The organism is Pseudomonas allii (assembly GCF_055380095.1).
Genome location: NZ_AP039450.1, coordinates 2,412,002 through 2,434,780, shown reverse-complemented (window position 1 = coordinate 2,434,780; position 22,779 = coordinate 2,412,002). Strand labels below are relative to the sequence as shown.

Sequence of the window (22,779 nt, the reverse complement as noted above, 5' to 3'; positions counted from 1 at the left end):
GCTTACCAGTGCGCGCCGAACGTCTCGCGCAACTCATCCAAGGCGGCCTGGCTCAGTGGCTCGGGCCGGGGGTTGCTCATCAGCCAGAGCCTGGCGGTTTCTTCCAACTCTTCCAGGGCGTAACTGGCCTTGGCCACCGAGCTTTCCCAGACCACCGGCCCCAGGCGTTCAAGCATCACCCCACGCACGCTGTTGGCCAGTTGCGCCACTTGCTCGGCGACGGTGGGCGAGCCCGGACGCTGGTAGTCGATCAAAGGAATGTGCCCGACCTTCATCACTTGATAGGGCGTGAGCGGCGGCAGAATAGCGTCTGGCTGCCACACCCCGGCCAGGGTCAACGCCACCAGGTAGGTCGAATGGGTATGCACCACCCCGCCCACCGAGGGATTGCGGTCATACACCTGACGGTGCAGGGCCAGGGTCTTCGAAGGTTTGTCCCCGGACACCCACTCGCCTTCCAGGTTGACCTTGGCAATCGCCCCAGGTGCAAGACGCCCCAGACAGACGTCGGTAGGCGTAATCAACCAGCCATCATCCAGGCGCGCACTGATATTGCCGGCGCTGCCGACGGTATAGCCACGTTGATACAGGCTATGGCCGACATCGCAGATCTCTTCGCGCAGGGCCTGTTCGTCGATGCCAGTCATTGTGCACCTCCTGCCAGGTGCACAAGGGCCTTGGCAAAGAACTCGCGCCCCCCGAAGTTGCCCGATTTCAGTGCCAGTGCCAGCGGTTCGGCGGAACTGCTGAGCGTGGCCGGCACACCGGGGTCGATCTGTGCACCAATCTGCAACAGGCTGACGCCGAGGGCCTTGACCACCGCACCGGAGGTTTCCCCTCCGGCGACTACAAAGCGTCGCACTCCCTGCTCACGCAGGCCGGCAGCGATCTCGCCCAATGCGTTCTCTACCAGGGTGCCGGCACGTTCGACGCCCAGTTGTTGCTGCACCGCCTTGACCTCGGCCGGGGTGCTGGTGGCGTAGATCAATACGGTGTGCGCACTGTTGCGAGCAAAGGCCAGCGCCCGCGCCACCACCGGTTCACCGGCGGCCAGGGCGATGGGATCGATGCGTAATGCCGGGCGGCCCGCCTCGCACCAGGCTGCAACTTGTCCAAGGGTCGCCACCGACGCACTACCGGCCAGCACCACCTCGCCCCCCCTGACCGTGGGCAATGCATTCACATCAAAATCGCGCAATTTACCCGCGCGACGGAAATTGCCCGGCAGGCCCAGGGCCAGGCCCGAGCCCCCAGTGAGCAGCGGCAAGTCGGCGCAGGCGCTGCCCAGGGTATAGAGGTCCTGGTCCGACAGCGCATCGGCGATGGCAATACCCACGCCTTGCTCGCGCAGTTCGGCGATCCTGGTGCGTGTCGCGTCCACACCGGCGGCGACCGCGTCGTACCGCAGCAGCCCGACCGGCAATGCAGTCTGGTTTTGCAGCACCCGCACCAGATTAGCGTCGCACATGGGTGTCAGCGGGTGATGCTGCATGCCCGATTCATTGAGCAACTGGTCCTGCACGAACAAGTGGCCACGGAAAATCGTGCGACCGTTTTCCGGGAACGCCGGGCAGGCCAGGGTGAAATCAGCATCCAGCGCCTTGAGCAAGGCCTCACTGACCTGGCCTATATTGCCGGCGGCGGTAGAGTCGAACGTTGAGCAATACTTGAAGAAAATCTGTTCGCAGCCCTGCGCGCGCAGCCATTCCAGTGCGGCCAGGGATTCCTCGACAGCGTCTGCGGCCGGCGTGGTGCGCGACTTGAGGGCGATGACAATGGCATCTGCATCCAGGCCGTCTGCGACTTCTCGGCTGGGGATGCCAATGCTCTGCACCGTGCGCATGCCGCCGCGTACCAACATGTTGGCCAGGTCGGTGGCACCGGTGAAATCGTCGGCGATGCAACCCAGCAACGGGCGTGTGGTGTGATCAGTCATAAAATGTTCCTTACACCGGTTCGGGCTTGGCAGTCGGCAACTCGATACCAGGGAAAATCTTGATCACCGCCGAGTCGTCCTCGCGGCCAAAACCGGCGCTGGAGGCCTGCATGAACATCTGGTGCGCAGTGGCCGACAGCGGCAGTGGGAACTTGCTGGCACGGGCGGTATCCAGCACCAGGCCGAGGTCCTTGACGAAAATATCCACCGCTGACAGTGGCGTGTAGTCGGCCTTGAGGATGTGCGGCACACGATTTTCGAACATCCAGGAATTGCCGGCGCTGTGGGTGATCACCTCGTACAAGGCATCGGCATCCACCCCTTCACGCAGGCCCAGGGCCATGGCCTCGGCGGACGCCGCGATATGCACGCCGGCAAGCAACTGGTTGATGATCTTGACCTTGGAGCCGAGCCCATGGACGTCGCCCAGGCGATAAACCTTGCCGGCCATGCCCGCCAGCACCGCATCGGCCTTGGCATAGGCGGCCTGTGGGCCTGAGGTCATCATGGTCATCTCACCGGCGGCGGCCTTGGCCGCACCGCCGGAAATCGGCGCATCCAGGTACAGCAGCCCGTGTTCGCCCAGCCGCCGGCCGAGGTCCACGGCGTAGGTCGGGGCTACGGTGGCGCAACCGATCACCAGGCTCGCAGAGCGCAGCGCCGCCACGGCACCGCCCGTACCAAACAGCACAGTCTCGGTCTGCTCGGCGTTGACCACCACGGTGATGATCACATCACAGGCCTCGGCCATCTGCGCCGGTGACGAGCACGCCACTCCGCCTTCCCCGGCGAACTGCCGGGTGACCGCCTCACGTACATCACAGGCATGCACACTGAAACCAGCGCGCAACAGCGAGCGGGCAATGCCCAGCCCCATCGCGCCCAAACCGATCACACCGACATTCTTATTATTCATAGGTACTCCAGTGGAAAACGGCGACTGACACCACACCGGCGAGCCGCATTGGAATTGGGACCGATCATCCATCAATGAACAGATTATGTGAAGTATTTTTTCAATATAACATTTTTTAACATCACCTCGAAAAGACCTTCATACACCACCCTCTATCGCCTCACCCCACGCAAACTCATTCGCGATGCTTGTGCTTTGCGTATTATGGTATACCATCATACGCAACCCACTCCCCCACACCTGATGGAGCCGCTCATGAGTTTCGAAATCCGCAAAATCGTCAGCTACACAGAAGAAACCTTCATCGAAGGCGGCAAGGCCGCTGATACCCCCGTGACCATGGTCGGCCTGGCCGTAGTATTGAAAAACCCATGGCAGGGCCGTGGTTTCGTCGAAGACCTCAAGCCGGAAATCCGTGCCAACTGCTCCGACCTCGGGGCGCTGATGGTCGAGCGCCTGGTGGGCATCATTGGCGGTGCCGACAAGATCGAAGCCTATGGCAAGGCTGCCGTGGTCGGTGCCGATGGCGAGATCGAGCACGCCAGCGCGATCATCCACACCCTGCGCTTCGGCAATCACTACCGTGAAGCGGTCAAGGCCAAGAGCTACCTGAGTTTCACCAACAAGCGCGGCGGCCCGGGCACTTCCATCCAGGTCCCGATGATGCACAAGGATGACGAAGGCCTGCGCTCGCACTACATCACCCTGGAAATGCGCATCGAAGACGCCCCGCGTGCCGACGAAATCGTCGTGGTACTGGGTTGCGCCGATGGCGGCCGCCTGCACCCACGCATCGGCAACCGTTACATCGACCTGGAAGAACTGGCTGCCGAAAAGGCTCAGTAAGCCAGGTCGGCAACCCCAATAAGAAAAGGCATGCAGGAGCGCTCCATGATTCGGCTCACCGCTGAACGCACCCCGGCTGGCACCAGTTACCTGGCGACCGGCCAAGGCCAGCCCGTGGTTTTGATCCACGGCGTGGGCCTGAACAAAGAAATGTGGGGCGGGCAAATCGTTGGCCTGGCCACGCACTACCGCGTGATCACCTACGACATGCTCGGCCACGGCGCCAGCCCGCGCCCGGCTGCCGGCACGCCGTTGCTGGGGTATGCCGACCAGCTGCTGGAACTGCTCGACCACCTGCAAGTGCCCCAGGCCACGGTGATCGGTTTTTCCATGGGCGGTCTGGTTGCCCGGGCGTTTGCTCTGCACTACCCCGAGCGCCTCAAGGGCCTGGTGGTGCTCAACAGTGTGTTCAACCGCAGCCCGGAACAGCGCGCTGGCGTGATCGCGCGCACCGCCCAGGCCGCCGAACACGGGCCGGACGCCAACGCCGAGGCGGCGCTGTCACGCTGGTTCAGCCGCGAGTACCAGGCGGCCAATCCGGCGCAGATCGCGGCCTTGCGCGAAACCCTGGCGGGCAATGATCCCCAGGGTTACCTCACCACGTATGAGCTGTTTGCCACCCAGGACATGTACCGCGCCGACGACCTCAAGACGCTGCGCGCCCCCACCCTGGTCGCCACCGGCGAACTCGACCCCGGTTCGACGCCGGAGATGGCGCGCCAACTGGCCGACCGCATTCCCGGCGCCACCGTTGCGGTGCTGGCCGAACAACGGCATATGATGCCGGTAGAATCGCCGCGCCTGGTCAACCAGTTGCTGCTGGGTTTTCTAGAGACCGTGTACGCCCAAAACAATCCAATAAAGGGGATCGTTGCATGACACTCGCACGCTTCCAGATGTGCATCGGCGGTGAATGGGTCGATGCCCTGTCCGGCAAAACTTTCGACAGCCTCAACCCGGCCCTGGCCGAACCCTGGGCGCAACTGCCTGACGCCGACGAAGCGGATGTGGAGCGCGCCGTACAGGCCGCACAAACCGCCTTCGACAGCCCGGCCTGGCGCGGCCTCACCGCCACCGCACGGGGCAAGCTGCTGCGGCGCCTGGGCGACCTGATCGCCGAGAACAAGGAACAACTGGCCCAGTTGGAAAGCCGCGACAACGGCAAGCTGATCCGCGAAACCCGTGGCCAGGTCAGCTACCTGCCCGAGTTTTTCCACTACACCGCAGGCCTGGCCGACAAGCTCGAAGGCGGCACGCTGCCGCTGGACAAGCCGGACCTGTTCGCCTACACCGTGCACGAAGCCATGGGCGTGGTCGCCGCGATCATTCCGTGGAACAGCCCGCTGTACCTGACTGCGATCAAACTCGCGCCGGCACTGGCGGCGGGCAATACCATCGTGATCAAACCGTCGGAACACGCCTCGACGACCATCCTCGAACTGGCGCGCCTGTCCCTCGAAGCCGGTATCCCGGCGGGCGTGGTTAACGTGGTCACCGGCTACGGCCCGAGCACCGGCGCCGCCCTCACCCGCCACCCGCTGGTGCGCAAGATCGCCTTCACCGGCGGCGCGGCCACGGCGCGCCATGTGGTGCGCAGCAGCGCGGAGAACTTCGCCAAGCTGTCCCTGGAACTGGGCGGCAAGTCGCCGAACATCATCTTTGCCGATGCGGACCTGGACAGCGCCATCAACGGCGCGATTGCCGGTATTTATGCCGCGTCCGGGCAGAGTTGCGTATCGGGCTCACGCCTGTTGGTACAGGACGACATCTACGACGAATTCGTCGAGCGCCTGGTGGCACGTGCCCAGCGCATCCGCATCGGCAACCCGCAGGATGACGCCAGCGAAATGGGGCCCATGGCCACCGCGCAGCAACTGGCTGTGGTCGAAGGCCTGGTGGCGGACGCGATTGCCGAAGGCGCGCGCCTGCGCACCGGCGGCAAGCGCCCACAGGGCCTGGGCGATGGCTGGTTCTACGAGCCGACGCTGTTCGAATGCGACCGCAATTCGATGAAGATCATGCAGGAAGAAGTGTTCGGCCCGGTCGCCTCGGTGATCCGCTTCAAGGATGAAGCCGAAGCGCTGGCCATTGCCAACGACTCGCAGTTCGGCCTCGCCGCCGGCATCTGGACCCGCGACCTCGGCCGCGCCCATCGCCTGGCCCGGGACGTGCGCTCGGGGATCATCTGGGTCAACACCTACCGTGCCGTGTCCGCGATGGCGCCCATCGGCGGCTTCAAGAACAGCGGCTACGGACGCGAGAGCGGCATTGACTCAGTACTGGCCTACACCGAGCTGAAAACCGTGTGGATCAACCTGTCCCAGGCGCCCATGCCTGATCCTTTTGTGATGCGCTAAGAGACCCCGACCATGATCGAACCCGGCATTTACAAAGACGTCATGAGCTCCTTCCCGTCCGGCGTCACGGTGGTCACCACCCTCGACCCGGACGGCGGCATCGTCGGCATCACCGCCAGCGCGTTCAGCGCGCTGTCGATTGACCCGGCGCTGGTGCTGTTCTGCCCCAACTATGCCTCGGACACTTACCCGATCCTGCGCGACAGCAAGCGTTTTGCGATTCACCTGCTGTCCGCCGACCAGACCGCCGAAGCCTACGCCTTTGCCGGCAAGGGCAAGGAAAAGGCCAAGGGCATCGAGTGGCACCTCAGCGACCTGGGCAACCCGCTGCTGGCCAAGGCCACGGCGATCATCGAGTGCGAGTTGTGGCGCGAATACGACGGCGGTGACCATGCGATCATCGTCGGTGCGGTGAAGAACCTGATCCTGCCCGCACAACCGGTCACGCCGATGATCTACCACAAGGGCAAGCTGGGGCCATTGCCGGCCTTGGCCTGAGGCAGGCTGGGGGCCGTGAGGGTTTGTCGCTTAAAGGACACCGCGTGATAAACTCGCCGACAATTTCGGCCCCTGATCGGCCCCCTGTTAACCGTTACATACAGAGCAGCCCCCATGAAACGCCTGCCACTCGACGACAGCTTCAAGGTCAATCACAACCCGGTCACCCTGCGGGAAATCGTGCTGGAGAAACTGCGCAGCGCGATCATGAACTTCCAGCTGTTGCCGGGCGACCGCCTGGTGGAGCGCGACCTGTGCGACCGCCTCGGCGTCAGCCGCACGTCGGTGCGCGAAGCCTTGCGTCACCTGGAGTCCGAAGGCCTGGTGGAATTCGCCGACGCCAAGGGCCCGCAGGTGGCGATCATCACCCTGGCCGATGCGGTCGACATCTATGAACTGCGTTGCGTGCTCGAAGGCCTGATCGTGCAGCTGTTCACCCTGCGCGCCAAGGCCAAGGACATCAAGGCCCTGGAAAAAGCCCTGGAGGAGAACCGCAAGGCCCTCAAGGACGGTGAACTGCAACAGGTCATCGATTCGGTGCAAGGGTTCTACGATGTGTTGCTGGAAGGCTCCGGCAACCATGTCGCGGCCACCCAGTTACGCCAGTTGCAGGCGCGTATCAGCTACCTGCGCGCCACCTCGGTGTCCCAGGAAAACCGCCGCGCCAGCAGTAACCAGGAAATGGAGCGCATGGTCCAGGCGATCAAGAGTGGCGACCCGCTTGCCGCGCACCAGGCCTGCGTCGATCACGTGCGCGCCGCCGCCGCCGTGGCCCTGGACTACCTCAAGCGCAAACAGGAAGAGACCGGCAAGCTGCCCGAGATCACCCTGCCCATCGCCATCAAAGAACCGCGCATAGGCCACTGACCATGCCCAGCCCGCGCTTTTGCCCGACCTGCGGCAGCAGTGACCTCGGTCACCAGCTGCCACCGGGCGATACCCATGAGCGCCTGATGTGCCGGGGCTGCGGCTATATCCACTACATCAACCCCAAGATCATCGCCGGCTGCATCATCGAGCAGGACGGCAAGTACCTGTTGTGCCAACGGGCAATCCCGCCTCGCCCGGGCACCTGGACCCTGCCGGCCGGTTTCATGGAAGGTGGCGAGACCACCGAACAGGCGGCGCTGCGGGAAGTCTGGGAAGAAAGCGGCGTGCGGGCCGAGATTGTGTCGCCCTACTCGATCTTCAGCGTGCCCAGGATCAGCGAGGTGTACATCATCTTCCGCGCGATTGCGCTGGAGATTACCGGGGCGTTCGGGCCGGAGACGCTGGACTATAAGTTCTTTGCGCCTGAGGAGATTCCCTGGGACAGCATTTACTATCCGGCGATTCGGCAGATTCTTGAGCGGTATATCGAGGAGCGGCACGCTGGGGTGTATGGCATCTATATCGGCAATGATGACAGCGGCAAGATCCACTTCATCCGCTGACCTCTCGACCAAACAGGGCTCCAATGTGGGAGGGGGCTTGCCCCCGATGGCGGTGGTTCAGTCACCTTATCCAGTGGCTGACACACTGTTATCGGGGGCAAGCCCCCTCCCACATTTAACCCAATGTCTGGCCTGATCATCTAGGGTGCCAGCCCTTCAACGATGATGATCTGCGCCAACCCCGCCCCTTCACGGTGCGCCTTCGCCTCCTGATATTCAGCAGACTCATAACACGCCACCGCCTGCTCGTAGCTATCAAACTCAATCACCACATTACGCGGTGCTCCAGGCCCACCTTCCAGCACAACACTACGCCCGCCCCGGGCCAGAATCTTCCCCCCATACAGCGCAAACGCCGCCGGCGCACGGCTGGTGTATTGCGTGTATTGCTCGGCATCCGCCACATCCACGTGGGCAATCCAGTAGGCCTTCATCGCGACATCCTCTTCTTGAGTTTTTGTGGTATACCATAATACATACAACCAACAAACCGAGCATCCTCCATGTCCTTCAACAGCATCGCAGATATCATCGAAGACTATCGCCAGGGCAAGATGGTGCTCCTGGTGGACGACGAAGATCGGGAAAACGAAGGCGACCTGCTGCTGCCTGCGGCGTGCTGCACCGCCGAGACTATCAGTTTCATGGCCCGCGAAGCCCGTGGCCTGATCTGCCTGACCCTGACCGACGAACATTGCCAGCGCCTGGGCCTGGAACAGATGGTGCCGAGCAATGGCAGCGTGTTCAGCACCGCGTTCACCGTGTCCATCGAAGCCGCCACCGGCGTGACCACCGGGATCTCTGCCGCCGACCGTGCGCGCACGGTGGCGGCCGCCGTGGCACTCGACGCCGGCCCTGCCGATATCGTGCAACCGGGGCATATTTTCCCGTTGCGCGCCAAGGACGGCGGCGTGCTGACCCGCGCCGGCCACACCGAAGCCGGTTGCGACCTGGCGCGCCTGGCCGGGCACACCCCGGCCTCGGTGATCGTCGAGGTGATGAATGATGACGGCACCATGGCGCGCCGCCCGGACCTGGAAGTGTTTGCACGCAAGCACGGCATCAAGATCGGCACCATCGCCGACCTGATCCACTACCGCCTCAGCACCGAACGCACCGTGGTGCGTATCGGCGAACGCGACCTGCCCACGGTGCACGGCACCTTCCGCCTGATTACCTTCGAAGACCGCATCGACGGCGGCGTGCACATGGCGATGGTCATGGGCCAGCTGCGCCGCGATACGCCGGCACTGGTGCGCGTGCATGTGATCGACCCGCTGCGCGACCTGGTCGGCGCCGACTACAGCGGCCCGTCCAACTGGACCTTGTGGGCTGCCTTGCAACGCGTCGCGGCTGAAGGCAGCGGCGTGGTGGTGGTGCTGGCCAATCATGAGTCGTCCCAGGCGCTGCTGGAGCGCGTGCCGCAACTGACCCAGGCACCGCGCCAATTCAATCGCTCGCAGTCGCGGATTTACTCGGAAGTGGGCACCGGTGCACAAATTCTCCAGGACCTCGGCGTGGGCCTGCTGCGCCACCTCGGCCCACCACTGAAATACGCGGGCTTGACCGGCTACGACCTGGAAGTGGTGGAGAGTATTCCATTCGTTGAATGACCTTGGCCAGATGGCCGGTATGGCAAAATGCTTGCGCAAATTTTGGAATACCATAATATGATATTCCATAGGTTGGATGACCCTCCAAAGGTCATCCACACCGACTGCTCCCGATAGGCGGGCACTCAAAAGCCCCGCTCATAAACACAACAATGAGGGCGTAAAAATGGTGTTGAACACACGTATCAGCGCAGTCCTGTTCGCGGGTTTGCTGGCCACCGCCAGCCATGCCGCCATGGCGGCCGAAAGCGTCAACTTCGTCAGTTGGGGTGGCAGCACCCAGGACGCACAGAAGCAGGCCTGGGCCGACCCGTTCAGCAAAGCCAGCGGTATCACCGTGGTCCAGGATGGCCCCACTGACTACGGCAAACTCAAGGCCATGGTCGAGAGCGGCAACGTGCAGTGGGACGTGGTGGATGTGGAGGCCGATTTTGCCTTGCGCGCCGCCGCCGAAGGGCTGCTCGAACCCCTGGATTTCTCGGTGATCCAGCGCGACAAGATCGACCCGCGCTTCGTCTCCGACCATGGCGTCGGCTCGTTCTTCTTCTCCTTCGTACTCGGCTACAACGAAGGCAAGCTCGGCGCCGGCAAGCCACAGGACTGGTCCGCGCTGTTCGACACCAAGGCCTACCCCGGCAAACGCGCCCTCTACAAATGGCCAAGCCCCGGCGTCCTCGAACTGGCGCTGCTGGCTGACGGCGTCCCCGCCGACAAGCTCTACCCGCTGGACCTGGACCGCGCCTTCAAGAAACTCGACACCATCAAGCAAGACATCGTCTGGTGGGGCGGCGGCGCGCAATCGCAACAGTTGCTGGCCTCCGGCGAAGTCAGCATGGGCCAGTTCTGGAACGGCCGCATCCACGCCTTGCAGGAAGACGGCGCACCGGTGGGCGTGAGCTGGAAACAGAACCTGGTAATGGCCGACATCCTGGTCGTGCCCAAAGGCACCAAGAACAAGGCCGCCGCAATGAAGTTCCTGGCCAGTGCCAGCAGCGCCAAGGGCCAGGCCGACTTCTCCAACCTGACCGCTTATGCACCGGTGAACATCGACAGCGTACAGCGCCTGGATTCGGTCCTTGCGCCCAACCTGCCGACGGCGTATGCCAAGGACCAGATCACCCTCGATTTCGCCTACTGGGCCAAGAACGGCCCGGCCATTGCGACACGGTGGAATGAATGGCTAGTCAAATGAAAATGGCGGCAACCACGCCGACCGGGAGCGCCCTCGGCGCTGCTGGCGCGGTTTCCCGCAACGCCGGGGCACCGTCCCTGGCGCAACGCTGGCGGGGGTCGAGCAACCTGATCCCGGCCCTGCTGTTCCTGGGGCTGTTCTTCCTCGCTCCGCTGATCGGCCTGTTGCTGCGCGGGGTTCTGGAGCCGGTGCCAGGCCTGGGCAACTATGAGCAACTGTTCGCCAACTCGGCCTATGCGCGGGTGTTGCTCAATACGTTTTCCGTTGCCGGCCTGGTGACGCTGTTCAGTCTGTTGCTGGGCTTCCCGCTGGCCTGGGCGATCACCCTGGTGCCGCGTGGCTGGGGCCGTTGGATCCTGAGTATCGTACTGCTGTCGATGTGGACCAGCCTGCTTGCCCGCACCTATTCCTGGCTGGTGCTGTTGCAGGCCTCCGGCGTAATCAACAAGGCGCTGATGGCCATGGGCATCATCGATCAGCCGTTGGAGATGGTGCACAACCTCACCGGCGTGGTGATCGGCATGAGCTACATCATGATTCCGTTCATCGTGCTGCCGTTGCAGGCGACCATGCAGGCCATCGACCCGATGATCCTGCAGGCCGGCTCGATCTGCGGCGCGAGCCCCTGGACCAACTTCTTCCGGGTGTTCCTGCCGCTGTGCCGGCCGGGGCTGTTTTCCGGTGGCTTGATGGTGTTCGTGATGTCCCTGGGTTACTACGTCACCCCGGCGTTGCTCGGCGGTGCGCAGAACATGATGCTGCCCGAGTTCATCATCCAGCAGGTGCAATCGTTCCTCAATTGGGGCCTGGCCAGTGCCGGCGCGGCGCTGCTGATCTTCATCACGCTGGTGCTGTTCTACTTCTACCTGAAGCTCCAGCCGGAATCCCCGGTTGGCGCCAGCAACGCGAGGTAAGCCGTCATGCTCCTGACCCCCAATGCCATGAGCCGCAGGATGCGCTTGGGCCTCTATACCACCACCGGGCTGATCGGCTTGTTCCTGCTGTTGCCGATCGTGTTTATCGTGTTGCTGTCGTTCGGCTCGTCCCAATGGCTGGTGTTCCCGCCACCGGGCTGGACCCTGAAATGGTACGGCCAGTTCTTCTCCAATGCCGACTGGATGAACGCCGCCATGGCCAGTCTCAAGGTGGCGATGCTGACCACCGTATTCGCCGTTGCCCTGGGCCTGCCCACCGCGTTTGCCCTGGTGCGCGGGCGCTTCCCCGGCCGTGAGTTGCTCTACGGCCTGTTCACCCTGCCAATGATCGTGCCGCTGGTGATCATCGCCGTGGCGGTGTACGCGCTGTTTCTCAAGCTCGGCTACACCGGCACGATGTTCGCGTTTGTGGTCAGCCATGTGATCGTCGCCTTGCCGTTCACCATCATCTCGATCATCAACTCGCTGAAGCTGTTCGACCAGTCGATTGAAGATGCCGCGGTGATCTGCGGCGCGTCGCGCTTGCAAGCGGTGTTCAAGGTAACCTTTCCGGCGATCCGCCCCGGCATGGTCGCCGGTGCACTGTTTGCCTTCCTGGTTTCCTGGGACGAAGTGGTGCTCAGCGTGATGATGGCCAGCCCGACCCTGCAAACCCTACCCGTGAAAATGTGGACCACCCTGCGCCAGGACCTGACGCCGGTGATCGCCGTCGCGTCGACGCTGCTGATCGGCCTGTCGGTGCTGGTCATGGTGATTGCCGCCGTCGCCCGTCGACGCACTGAAACCCGCGCTTGAACGCCGAGGATTAACCCATGAGTGCCGTGATCAAAGACCCCACTCGCAAACCTGGCCAACCCCTGGTCAGCCTGCGCAACCTGAACAAGTACTACGGCGAATTCGCCGCCGTGGACAACATCTCGCTGGACATCCAGGACGGCGAATTCCTCACCTTCCTCGGTTCCAGCGGCTCGGGCAAAAGCACCACCCTGTCGATGCTCGCCGGGTTTGAAACCCCCAGCAGCGGCGAGATCCTGGTGGGCGGCCAATCCCTGGTCAACGTGCCGCCGCACAAGCGTGACATCGGCATGGTGTTCCAGCGCTACTCGCTGTTCCCGCATTTATCGGTGCGCGACAACATCGCCTTCCCCCTGGCGATCCGCAAACTGGCCAGCGCCGAGCGTGAAAAGCGTGTCGACGCCATGCTCAAGCTGGTGCAACTGGAACCGTTCGCCCACCGCCGCCCTTCGCAACTCTCCGGCGGCCAGCAGCAACGCGTGGCCATCGCCCGAGCGCTGGTGTACGAACCGCGCATCCTGCTGATGGACGAACCCCTCGGCGCCCTCGACAAAAAGCTGCGTGAGGACCTGCAAGACGAACTGCGCCAGCTGCACCGGCGCCTGGGCATCACCATCGTCTACGTGACCCACGACCAGGAAGAAGCCATGCGTTTGTCCCAGCGCATTGCGATTTTCAGCCACGGCAAGATCGTCGGCCTGGGCAGCGGTTTCGACCTGTACCAGAACCCGCCGAATGCGTTTGTCGCGTCTTTCCTCGGCAACTCCAACTTCCTCAAGCTCAAGGCCCAGGGCAATGGGGCGGCGTCGTTCGAAGGGCAATCGCTGTCGATCCGCCTGACCAGCGGGCTACGCAGCGAACAGGATGTGCTGCTGATGGTGCGCCCGGAAAAGGCCCTGGCGCTGAGCGTAGAGCAGGCTGACCTTGAACCCTTGGCAGCCGGTTGGAACGAAGTGTCCGCCATCGTCGGCGAGGTATTGTTCCTCGGCGAAAGCCAGACCTGCAGCGTAAAAACCCTCGGTGGCACCTCGATGACAGTCAAGGCACTGTCCGCCGCCGGCATGCCGCTCAAGGCCGGCGACCCGGTGCGGGTGCGCTGGGCCACGGCGGATGCGTGTGTGTATACCGAATGGGCTGAAAGCGATCTGAACAAGGCCGCCGGCGCGCACTGAGTCACCCCTTGGGCCGCCACAACGTCGGGTTGTGGCGGCCAGTTTTACTGAGGCCTCCCGTTCACAACACGGCCTTTACGCCAGGCGGGCGGCGAAGTCTTCGAGGTAGGCCCGGACCATCATGGAATATGGCGCCTGGGGTTTAGCCATGGACTTCATTTGTTGCACCGTGCGGTCGCGCAGTTGTTCCAAGCCTTGAGCTATCACTTTGTCCTCCGCCGCGTATTTCGAACCCGGTGGACGGAGTTCCAACTTGTTGATGTACTCGGTTAGCTCTACAACCTGGAGCTCAAGGAACATCAACTGACGCAGCACGCGGGTCCTCTCCTGAACCAGTCCCAAGCGGTTCAGGCCATAGATCAGTATTGACACCGAGCCTCTCAAGTCGAGGTTGAACTTGAGGGTTCGGGCCAGTTCGTCTTTGAAATCCTCCAGAGTTTTCGGGTCCAGTCCCATGTTAGGCGGGATAACCCCTACGCCCGGTCGTGCCAGCATCAGTGCAATGGTATTAACGGATTCGAGGCAATACCCAAGATGGTCTTGTGGATTGTCCTTGCAGGGGTTCAACAACAGTGGCAACTCCTTCGAATAGTCGCCAGTAGAGTCCGTGACCCTTGGTCCCAGCACGGGAAAATGAGTGCCTTTACCCGTTGTTACCGAGCGCTCATGTGTAAAGCGCCCTGCATCCTCCAATAATCCTACATGCCCGATAGCACCTTTGGGGAGGATCTGGGTTCTGCGCTGATTACAGTAGATACAACTCGGCAGGAGGTTATCCCAGCTCACGCCCAGCCACCAATAACCCTGGTGCACTGCATCGCCGAACACGGCCTCCTTGGGTCGGTAGTGCTCGACCTCCATTGCGGAGGTCGCGTAGTAAAAGCTTTCGCAGTAGGCGCATTTGCGGTGGAACATTTCGATGAGCCGGGCCCTGACGCTATCGTGCTTGTATAGTTTGAAAGGCGATTCCAGCGTGACTGTTACATTGGGAGCGCGTTTGCCATCCGCCTTCGCTTGGGCTCTTTTCGACTCTGCCTTGGCCCGGAGCTTTGCCTTTTTCTTGATGTAGGCCGCCACCTTCACCAACTCGTCGTCGGCGGGTGCACGCAGGCCTGGGACGGCCTTCATTACCTGCGGAGTTTCAAACTTGGAACGATCCACATAGCGCATCGGTCAGAAGCCCTCCAGCACAGCGAGGATCTTACGTTTCGCGGCAGCTTCAAATTCCTGCAGGTCCTTCCTCGACGCCGCGATTCGCTTCTGGAGAAACTCAGCAACCGCCTCTTGAACCAATCGCTGGCCCTCGGTAGACCCCACTGGTAGTACGTCACTGATCTCCTGCTTGAAGAGATCAACTACTTGCCTTTCTTCAGGATCCAACTGACCGTTATTATTGCTCGCGCTTAACAGGTCTGCCAGTTGGGCGAGTTTCAGATTCATCAGTGGCTGATCGGTAGAGGCCAGACTGAAAAAGTCCGAAGTCAGAAGCTGTTCAATAGTCAGCTGGGTGATGTCGGGAAGATCCAGCAATTGCTCGACCTGTGCGAGTTGCTTGCCGCCGTCCTTGTTCATCGCGCTAGCCGTGCGATGCATCACGACAACTTCACCGTTGTGCATGCCTCGCACACACAGCGGATCATGGCTTGTGGCAATGAAGGTGACCTTAGGTAAGGCCTTGCGCAAGGCACTCATAATCTGGATTTTCCAGCGCGGATGCAGGTGCGCCTCCACCTCGTCGATCAGTACAATGGCGCGAGCGTTTTCCAGGCTCTGGTATTGGGGATTAGTGCTGCGATCCATCAGCCTGCGCATGATGTCGCAGACCATTGCCAGCACAGAGCGATAGCCGGACGAAGCATGGCTCAGGGGTGTGGTTGTTTCAACGCCGCCGTGCTGCGTAACGATCAGACAACGTGTGTGATCTGCAGATTTCGCAATTACATCATGCTCACCATCGACGGCCATAATGACGCGTAAAGCGCGGGCAACGATATGAAAGTCCTGTTTCTCGTCAAGGCCAAGTAACCAGGACTCGGGATCAGGTAATGGTCGCGCGGAATCAAAAAGATTGGAAATGCCGGGGCCGGGCTTATAAGGCGCGCTGTTTTTCTGATATTGACGAAAAGCTCCGTATGCAAACACCGGCGGGTGCAAATGACGAACGCCTGATGTCCAGGTCGACCCGTCAGTTTCAAGTACCGTGTCCAGTCCTTCGTCAAACCCTAGACAAATTTTCGCGCGCGCCATAGGCAGCTGCTCTGGCACACCCAAATAACTCGGGTTGAGTACCAACTCGCCAAGATTCGGCAAAGCCGATTTACGGGTCTTCAAATCAGATAGTGCTAGCGCGGTCGCCTCGAGGATGGAGCTTTTCCCTGTGGCGTTTTCACCCAGAATAAGCATGGCCGGTAGCACCGGATCACTGCTCAATATCGACTCGGGCGGCTGCTGTACCAATTGCAATTTCAGATGATCAATCGCCTTGAAATGGGTCAGCTCGATAGAGCGTAACGAAGGGTATACCGCACGGTGAGAGTTAGCTGGCGTTGGACCTACCTCGCGATGGGCTGGCTTCGATTTCCCACCCCCCGAAAGACGCCCGAAATCTCTTTCCTCTATCCAGTTTAATAACCGGGCTCGATAAGCATCAAAACGTTCGTGGCGGAATAAAGCCCTGAACGTATTTCCCATCTGCGATCGCGAGAGCGGCAACTCCCGACGAAGGGCTTTTGATAAATACCCGACAATCTGGCGACACTGCAAATACCATAAGCCTCCGAATTCCATGTTGGCGAAGTCAAACAACGGATGAGAACTGGCCTTACTGTGCCGTAGCTCGTGGACACCTTGCGTCAGCAACGCGAGTCGATATTTGCGTAAGGCCATGTTGCGTTCACTGACCAAGTCTTCGCGATTGAGTTTGAAATGCTCGATGGTCAACCCGCCACGGGCGCTGGTATCAATGAGCGTTCCATAAACTGATACGAAGAAATGATTGTAAAAGCGCTCATTGCGACACGGGTCAAGTAAAAGGCCAACCTCTCCGATTGGATAGTGACGCCATAACCCCTGGCCTTCCACGGCATACTCTTCCAACTGCTTAATTGTCGGCAACGGAGCGCGCTTACCAGCCACAGGAAAATACTCCGGCTGATGTGGTACGCATCGCAGACAAATCGGATAGATGTTCTCCCAGGCGTTGGCGAGCCAGGTGTAATAAAGATGACCGTTAATGCCCTCTGGGGTGGCAGAAGCTTGCGGTCGAAAACGATAAGGAAGGGTTGAGTCCTGGGTTTCGCAGAACGCACACTTACCCCGGAACAAACGCCCGAGGCCGTCAAATACACTGCCGTCTTTAAGTCCCAGCGCATGATCGTAAAGCCGCGTTTGTGCACGCTCTACCGAATCCAGCTTGAAAAAATGTACCAATCTGCGCCGTGCATCACTCGCACTTTTCCCATTAAAGAACCTAGGTGGCGGCTCATTACCGCGCTCAAAAAACTGCATCGCTCTCTTCCTTAAGACATTCGAAAGAGAGCGAGATTAATATCATTGAGCCACTAATTAAATCCCAACGGCTTCCTTAATCCACGTATTTCAGCCGCGCAGGTACCTTGTTTGCTGTATGACTGCGCGTCGCCAAGCAGTAATACAACGGACACGTCACCACCAACCCCACCAGCCACGACAGGTCTGCGCCGTCCACCAGGTTGGCCCACGGCCCAACGTAAAGCGACGTATTGGCAAACGGCAGTTGCATGAGGATGCCGATGAAATACGCCACGATTGCGTGCAGATTGAAGCGCCCATAAACACCTCCGTCCGCCTGGAAGATCGAGGCAATGTCGTACACCCCGCGCTTGATGATGTAGAAGTCGATCAGGTTGATCGACGCCCACGGCACCAGCACCAACAGCAGCGCGAGGATCAGGCCGATGAACTGCGAGATGAAGTCCGCCGACGCGCCCAGCGCAACCACGCAGCAGCCGGCAAGAATCACGCCGGACAGCACCACGCGCACCTTGATGCTCGGCGTCCACTGGCTGGCGAAGGTCTGGATCGAGGTGATGATCGACAGCACCGCGCCATACAGATTCAAGGCGTTGTGGCTGATGATGTTGAGCAGGAACAGCACCATCAGGATCGGGCCGAGCCAGCCTGTAGCCTGCTTGACTGCAACCATGGCTTCGGTGCCTTCAGGCGTGGCCAGTGACGCCACCAGGCCGAAGGCGAAGGACAACATGGTGCCGAGGGTCGCGCCCAGGTAGGTCGCGATGAACGGCCGGGTAATGCCGATATCCGCCGGCAGGTAGCGCGAATAGTCGCTGGTGTAGGGCGAAAAACTGATCTGCCAGATAACACCGAGCGACACCGTGGCCAACCAGCCAGCGGCATTGAAGCCGCCACGGGTGAGGAAGTCCGCCGGCAGGTCATGGGCGAAGATGTAGATGAAACCGGCCAGCAGCGCGCTGCCCATCACCCAGGTGCCGATGCGGTTGAGGCTATGGATAAAGCGGTAGCCGATCACGCCGATGGCGGTGGCGCTGAGCGCACCGATCAGGATGCTCGCCGGAACCGGCACCGACGGCACGATGCCGACGATGGACTTGCCGGCCAGCACGATGTTGGAAATGAAGAAGCCGATGTAGATCAGCGCGGCAAAGAACACGATCAACAGCGCGCCATAGCGGCCGAACTGGCCCCGGCTCTGCACCATCTGCGGGATCCCCATGCGCGGGCCCTGGGCGGATGCGAGGGCAATCACGATGCCGCCGAGCAGATGCCCGAGGGCAATCGCCAGCAGCCCCCACACCAGGTTGAGATGGAACACCTGGGCCACCATGGCGCCGGTGACAATGGGCAGCGGTGCAATGTTGGTGCTGAACCATAAGGTGAACAGGTCGCGGGCCTTTCCGTGGCGCTCTGCGAGAGGGACGTAATCGACCGTGTGATGCTCGATCAGGGGGTCTTGCCGGGACATCTGGGGCATGGAAATGAACTCGCGTTGGTCTGATCTTATAGTTGTTTGACGCCAAACCGGGGGCGCTTCATGGCGCCCCTCAGATGAACACCATATTATGGTATTCCAACATTTTCACAAGACTGATCCGTAGTCCTGGCACGTATCTGATCCGCAATTGTGCCACATGGCTTATGGCTTTTTCTCGCTGAAAACCCCGTATTTATTGGTGATATGACCAAAGGCATGCGTTCATCGGGTGGCTGAAAAAGATCTTGCACGCATCGTATTACGGTATACCATCAGACCTACAAATCCATAAAAACCGCCACACTGTCTGAGGACCTTCCCATGATCGATGCCGCCATCTACAAACAAGTGATGGGTTCGTTTCCGTCCGGGGTCACCGTGATCACCACGCTGGATGACGAGGGCCAGATCGTCGGGCTGACCGCCAGTGCCTTCAGCTCGCTGTCGATGGACCCGGCCCTGGTGCTGTTTTGCCCCAACTACAGCTCCGACTCGTACCCGGTGTTAATCAAGAACAAACGCTTCGCCATCCACATGCTCTCCGGTGGGCAGCAGACCGAAGCCTACGCCTTTGCGCGCAAGGGCAAGGACAAGGCCCAGGGCATCGAATGGACCTTGAGTGAGTTGGGCAACCCGATCCTGGCGAATGCCACAGCGGTGATCGAGTGCGAGTTGTGGCGCGAATATGAAGGCGGTGACCACGCAATCATGGTCGGCGCGGTGAAGAACCTGATCGTACCCCGGCAGAACGCCGGGCCACTGGTGTATTGCCATGGCAAGATGGGCGCCCTGCCCATGCCGGCCTGACTGCACTTTCTGTAGGAGCGAGCAAGCTCGCTCCTACAAAATTCAGGTGCGGAAGCGGCTGACCAACTGGTTCAACGTCTGCGACAACGTCGTCAACTGCTGCGCATCCTGGCGCGTGGAGTCAGCCAGGCTCGCCACCAACTGCGCATCCCCGTGAATCTGGCTGATGTGCCGATTGATGTCTTCGGCCACCTGGTGCTGCTCTTCAGCGGCGGTGGCGATCTGGGTGTTCATGTCGCGGATCACGTCCACCGATTCACGGATCAACCCAAAGCTGGCCCGCGCCTCATTAATCGACACCACAGTTTCCTGGGACACCTCCAGGCTCGCGTGCATCTGCTTGCCCATCTGGTGCGTGCGCCGCGCCAGGTTGCCCAGCAGCCCGTCGATCTCGCCGGTGGAATCCGCCGTGCGCTTGGCCAGGGCACGTACCTCGTCCGCCACCACAGCGAAACCACGGCCCTGCTCACCGGCGCGGGCGGCTTCGATGGCGGCGTTGAGGGCCAGCAGGTTGGTCTGCTCGGCGATGGAGCGGATGGTGCCGAGGATCGACTGGATATCGTTGCTGTCTTTTTCCAACTGCTCCATGGCCTGGGCAGAGTGGCCGATCTCTTCGCTCAAGCGCCCGACACTGCTCACCGCCGCATCGATCTGCTGCTGCCCGGTGTGGGCCTGGCGCTGGCCGTTGTCGGCCGAGTCGGCGGCCTGGCTGCAGGAGCGCGCGACTTCGTTGGAAGTGGCGACCATTTCATGGAAGGCCGTGGACACCATGTCCACCGCTTCACGCTGGCGCTCGGCGACATCGGCCATTTCCGCCGAGACCTCAGTGGCACTGCCGGAGCTGGTATGGATCTGCCCGGCGGCCTGGCCTATGCGTTGGATCAGCGTACGGATCGCTTCCAGGAACTGGTTGAACCAGCCGGCCAGTTGCGCCGTTTCATCGCGGCCGCTCACCGTCAGGCGTGCGGTCAGGTCACCTTCGCCCTGGGCGATACCTTCCAGGCCGCTGGCCACGCCGCGAATCGGCTTGACGATCAATCCGGCAAACCACGCGCCCGCCATGGCAAACAGCACACCACACACCACAGCAATGGCGGCGATCAGCCAGGTCAGGCGGGCCGCACCGACCATCACCTCGCTTTCACGCACCACGCCGACAAAACGCCAGCCCAACGCCTTGGACGGCCACACCAGCGCCATGTAGCGCTCCCCCGCCAACTCGACCTGCACCAGGCCTTCGCCGGCCTCGCTCAACTGGCGATAACCCTCGCCCAACTCGCCGAGTTTCTTGAAGTTGTGGGACGGGTCATTCGGGTCCACCAACACTGTGTTGTTGGCCTCCATCAACATCAGGTAACCGCTCTCCCCCAGCTTGATCTGCTTGACCAGATCGGTGAGCTGCTTGAGCGACACGTCGATGTTGACCACCCCGCTGCCCTTGCCCTGGCGGTCGTTGAAGCTTTGCACCGTACTGACCAGCACCACGTCGTCGGCCGCCCAGTAATAGGCCTCGGTACGCCGGGTCTTGCCCGGCTCTTCCATGGCCGCCTTGTACCACGGGCGGGTGCGCGGGTCGTAGCTGGCAAGCTTGGGATCGCCGGGCCAGAACACATAGCCGCCGTCTTCGGTGCCCAGCGACAAATAGGTGTAGGCCGAATGACTCTTGGCCAGCCCTTCGAACAGCGCGAACAGTTGCTGGTCACGCTCGCCAGGAGCGAGTTGCGCGGCGTCGCTGGCCAGGTAACGCTTGAGGTCGCCATGGATGCCCTGCAATTGCGGGTGCGCCGCCAGGTAGCCGACGTTCTGGCTGATGCCTTCGAAAAACAGCTGCATGGCATTGTCGACCTGGCGGATCTCGCGCCCGCTGCTGTCGACAAAGCCGTCCCGCGCCGCGTGGCGCACATTGAGGATGATCAGCACAGCCACCAGAATCACCGGCAGGCTGGCGATCACTGCAAAGGCCAGGATCAATTTTTGTTTTATGTTCATCAGGCTCGCCTTCCTTGTGAGGTGAGGGTGTGACCGTTGGAGAGAAATGTTTTGCGGATATTCCGTATTATGGTATACCAACAATCAATCCGCCGAACAGCCGTCATCACTGGCATGCTTCAGATTGGCGAGAGCACTTAAGGGCCTGCAGTCGACAGGCCGATCACAATAGATCCGAGGTAAGCGTCATGAAGTTTTCCCTGTTCGTACACATGGAACGTTGGGACGAAAGCGTCAGCCACCGCCAGTTGTTCGAAGACCTGACCGAGTTGACCCTGATGGCCGAGGCCGGTGGCTTCAGCACCGTGTGGATTGGCGAACACCACGCCATGGAATACACCATCTCGCCAAGCCCGATGCCGCTGCTGGCTTACCTCGCAGCCAAGACCACCACCATCCACCTCGGCGCCGGCACCATCATCGCGCCGTTCTGGCACCCGCTGCGGGTGGCTGGTGAATGTGCGCTGCTGGATGTAATCAGCAACGGGCGCATGGAAGTCGGCCTGGCCCGTGGCGCCTACCAGGTGGAATTCGACCGCATGGCCGGCGGCATGCCCGCCTCCTCCGGCGGCCAGGCCCTGCGCGAGATGGTGCCGGTGGTGCGCGCGCTGTGGCAGGGCGACTACGCCCATGACGGCGACATCTGGAAATTCCCCACCTCCACCAGCGTGCCCAAGCCGATCCAGCAGCCCAACCCGCCGATGTGGATCGCCGCCCGCGACCCGGACTCCCACAACTTCGCCGTGGCCAACGGTTGCAACGTGATGGTCACGCCGCTGATGAAGGGCGACGAAGAAGTCCTCGACCTGAAGAACAAATTCCAGGCTGCCCTGGACAACAACCCAGGCGTACCGCGCCCGCAACTGATGGTGCTGCGCCACACCCACGTGCACGCCGAGGACGATCCGGACGGCTGGAAAATCGGGGCCAAGGCCATCTCCCGGTTCTATCGCACCTTCGATGCCTGGTTTGGCAACAAGAGCGTGCCGGTCAACGGCTTCCTGGAGCCCAGCCCGGAAGAGAAGTTCGCCGGCCGCCCCGAGTTCGAACTGGAGAGCCTGCACAAGACCGCAATGATCGGCACCGCCGCACAAATCATCCCGCGCATCCAGTACTATCAGGAACTGGGCGTGGATGAGTTCAGCTTCTGGTGCGACAACAGCCTGTCCCATGCCGAGAAGAAGAAGTCGCTGGCGTTGTTTATCGAGCAGGTCGTGCCGGCGTTTCGTTGATCGCTGACAAGAGCCGCTTGCCGCTGACACCGGGCAAGCGGCTTTTTGTTGTGCGCGATCATCACCAT

20 protein-coding genes and 2 pseudogenes are annotated in these 22,779 nt (G+C 61.3%); 13 read left to right on the top strand and 9 right to left on the bottom strand.

Annotation, left to right across the window (positions count from 1 at the left end):
• Positions 1-2 precede the first annotated feature (2 nt).
• From otnC to ltnD, 3 genes are read right to left on the bottom strand one after another with little or no spacing between them, the layout of a single operon-like run.
• The gene (otnC, locus tag ACZ445_RS11205) at positions 3-647 is read right to left on the bottom strand and encodes a 3-oxo-tetronate 4-phosphate decarboxylase (protein ID WP_058427001.1); all 645 of its coding nucleotides are present in this window, start codon (positions 645-647) and stop codon (positions 3-5) included.
• A complete protein-coding gene (otnK, locus tag ACZ445_RS11200) occupies positions 644-1,936 on the bottom strand; it encodes a 3-oxo-tetronate kinase (RefSeq protein ID WP_058427002.1) in 1,293 nt (430 codons plus the stop codon). The genes otnC and otnK overlap by 4 nt, the downstream gene beginning before the upstream one ends.
• Positions 1,937-1,946: 10 nt before the next feature.
• Positions 1,947-2,924, bottom strand: coding sequence for an L-threonate dehydrogenase (gene ltnD / locus ACZ445_RS11195; protein WP_259641576.1), 978 nt, complete (start codon positions 2,922-2,924; stop codon positions 1,947-1,949).
• A gap of 183 nt (positions 2,925-3,107) precedes the next feature.
• On the opposite strand from ltnD, the gene ACZ445_RS11190 reads away from it, so the two are divergent.
• The 6 genes from ACZ445_RS11190 (at position 3,108) to ACZ445_RS11165 (ending at position 7,986) form a co-directional block, all read left to right on the top strand.
• On the top strand, positions 3,108-3,698 hold the full coding sequence (locus tag ACZ445_RS11190) for an amino acid synthesis family protein (RefSeq protein ID WP_310863543.1): 591 nt from the start codon (positions 3,108-3,110) through the stop codon (positions 3,696-3,698).
• Positions 3,699-3,743: 45 nt separating this feature from the next.
• Positions 3,744-4,577: an alpha/beta fold hydrolase gene (locus tag ACZ445_RS11185; protein WP_058427005.1), complete on the top strand. Its 834-nt coding sequence runs from the start codon at positions 3,744-3,746 to the stop codon at positions 4,575-4,577.
• Entirely contained in the window at positions 4,574-6,055 is a 1,482-nt protein-coding gene (locus tag ACZ445_RS11180; RefSeq protein WP_464708325.1) for an aldehyde dehydrogenase, read from the top strand. The genes ACZ445_RS11185 and ACZ445_RS11180 overlap by 4 nt, the downstream gene beginning before the upstream one ends.
• Positions 6,056-6,067: 12 nt before the next feature.
• Positions 6,068-6,553: a flavin reductase family protein gene (locus tag ACZ445_RS11175; protein ID WP_058427007.1), complete on the top strand. Its 486-nt coding sequence runs from the start codon at positions 6,068-6,070 to the stop codon at positions 6,551-6,553.
• A gap of 114 nt (positions 6,554-6,667) precedes the next feature.
• Positions 6,668-7,420, top strand: coding sequence for a GntR family transcriptional regulator (locus ACZ445_RS11170; RefSeq protein ID WP_058427008.1), 753 nt, complete (start codon positions 6,668-6,670; stop codon positions 7,418-7,420).
• A 2-nt stretch (positions 7,421-7,422) separates the two neighbouring features.
• Positions 7,423-7,986, top strand: a complete 564-nt coding sequence (locus ACZ445_RS11165; protein ID WP_464708323.1) for an NUDIX hydrolase — start codon at positions 7,423-7,425, stop codon at positions 7,984-7,986.
• A 140-nt stretch (positions 7,987-8,126) separates the two neighbouring features.
• Here the strand turns inward: ACZ445_RS11165 and ACZ445_RS11160 are convergent, their stop codons facing one another.
• Positions 8,127-8,420 (bottom strand): DUF1330 domain-containing protein, encoded by a 294-nt coding sequence (locus ACZ445_RS11160; protein WP_058427010.1) that lies wholly within the window; start codon positions 8,418-8,420, stop codon positions 8,127-8,129.
• Between the two features lie 69 nt (positions 8,421-8,489).
• Between ACZ445_RS11160 and ribBA the strand changes: the two genes are divergently transcribed.
• The 5 genes from ribBA to ACZ445_RS11135 all read left to right on the top strand — a co-directional run bounded on the left by ribBA (position 8,490) and on the right by ACZ445_RS11135 (position 13,693).
• The gene (gene ribBA / locus ACZ445_RS11155; RefSeq protein ID WP_058427011.1) at positions 8,490-9,599 is read left to right on the top strand and encodes a bifunctional 3,4-dihydroxy-2-butanone-4-phosphate synthase/GTP cyclohydrolase II; all 1,110 of its coding nucleotides are present in this window, start codon (positions 8,490-8,492) and stop codon (positions 9,597-9,599) included.
• Positions 9,600-9,765: 166 nt separating this feature from the next.
• Positions 9,766-10,791 carry an ABC transporter substrate-binding protein gene (locus ACZ445_RS11150; RefSeq protein WP_464708322.1) on the top strand — a complete coding sequence of 342 codons (1,026 nt, stop codon included), beginning with the start codon at positions 9,766-9,768 and terminating at the stop codon, positions 10,789-10,791.
• A complete protein-coding gene (locus tag ACZ445_RS11145; RefSeq protein WP_058427013.1) occupies positions 10,788-11,705 on the top strand; it encodes an ABC transporter permease in 918 nt (305 codons plus the stop codon). The genes ACZ445_RS11150 and ACZ445_RS11145 overlap by 4 nt, the downstream gene beginning before the upstream one ends.
• A gap of 6 nt (positions 11,706-11,711) precedes the next feature.
• Entirely contained in the window at positions 11,712-12,521 is an 810-nt protein-coding gene (locus tag ACZ445_RS11140; protein ID WP_058427014.1) for an ABC transporter permease, read from the top strand.
• A gap of 17 nt (positions 12,522-12,538) precedes the next feature.
• Positions 12,539-13,693 carry an ABC transporter ATP-binding protein gene (locus ACZ445_RS11135; RefSeq protein ID WP_179028303.1) on the top strand — a complete coding sequence of 385 codons (1,155 nt, stop codon included), beginning with the start codon at positions 12,539-12,541 and terminating at the stop codon, positions 13,691-13,693.
• A 75-nt stretch (positions 13,694-13,768) separates the two neighbouring features.
• On the opposite strand, the gene ACZ445_RS11130 is transcribed toward ACZ445_RS11135, so the two are convergent.
• The 3 genes from ACZ445_RS11130 to ACZ445_RS11120 form a co-directional block, all read right to left on the bottom strand.
• Complete coding sequence (locus tag ACZ445_RS11130; RefSeq protein WP_058427016.1) at positions 13,769-14,863, bottom strand: HNH endonuclease; 1,095 nt, start codon at positions 14,861-14,863, stop codon at positions 13,769-13,771.
• Between the two features lie 3 nt (positions 14,864-14,866).
• Positions 14,867-17,200 carry an AAA family ATPase gene (locus ACZ445_RS11125; RefSeq protein ID WP_235595011.1) on the bottom strand — a complete coding sequence of 778 codons (2,334 nt, stop codon included), beginning with the start codon at positions 17,198-17,200 and terminating at the stop codon, positions 14,867-14,869.
• A 76-nt stretch (positions 17,201-17,276) separates the two neighbouring features.
• A complete protein-coding gene (locus ACZ445_RS11120) occupies positions 17,277-18,683 on the bottom strand; it encodes a purine-cytosine permease family protein (RefSeq protein ID WP_464708321.1) in 1,407 nt (468 codons plus the stop codon).
• Between the two features lie 321 nt (positions 18,684-19,004).
• Between ACZ445_RS11120 and ACZ445_RS11115 the strand changes: the two genes are divergently transcribed.
• Positions 19,005-19,490, top strand: coding sequence for a flavin reductase family protein (locus tag ACZ445_RS11115; protein WP_058427018.1), 486 nt, complete (start codon positions 19,005-19,007; stop codon positions 19,488-19,490).
• A gap of 42 nt (positions 19,491-19,532) precedes the next feature.
• Here ACZ445_RS11115 and ACZ445_RS11110 read toward each other — a convergent pair.
• Both ACZ445_RS11110 and ACZ445_RS11105 read right to left on the bottom strand, forming a co-directional pair.
• A pseudogene (locus ACZ445_RS11110) lies at positions 19,533-20,129 on the bottom strand (methyl-accepting chemotaxis protein); the annotation flags it as partial.
• A 261-nt stretch (positions 20,130-20,390) separates the two neighbouring features.
• Positions 20,391-21,323: pseudogene (locus tag ACZ445_RS11105) on the bottom strand (cache domain-containing protein); the annotation flags it as partial.
• Between the two features lie 344 nt (positions 21,324-21,667).
• Here ACZ445_RS11105 and ACZ445_RS11100 point away from each other — a divergent pair.
• Positions 21,668-22,711 (top strand): LLM class flavin-dependent oxidoreductase, encoded by a 1,044-nt coding sequence (locus ACZ445_RS11100; RefSeq protein ID WP_058427020.1) that lies wholly within the window; start codon positions 21,668-21,670, stop codon positions 22,709-22,711.
• Positions 22,712-22,779 lie beyond the last annotated feature (68 nt).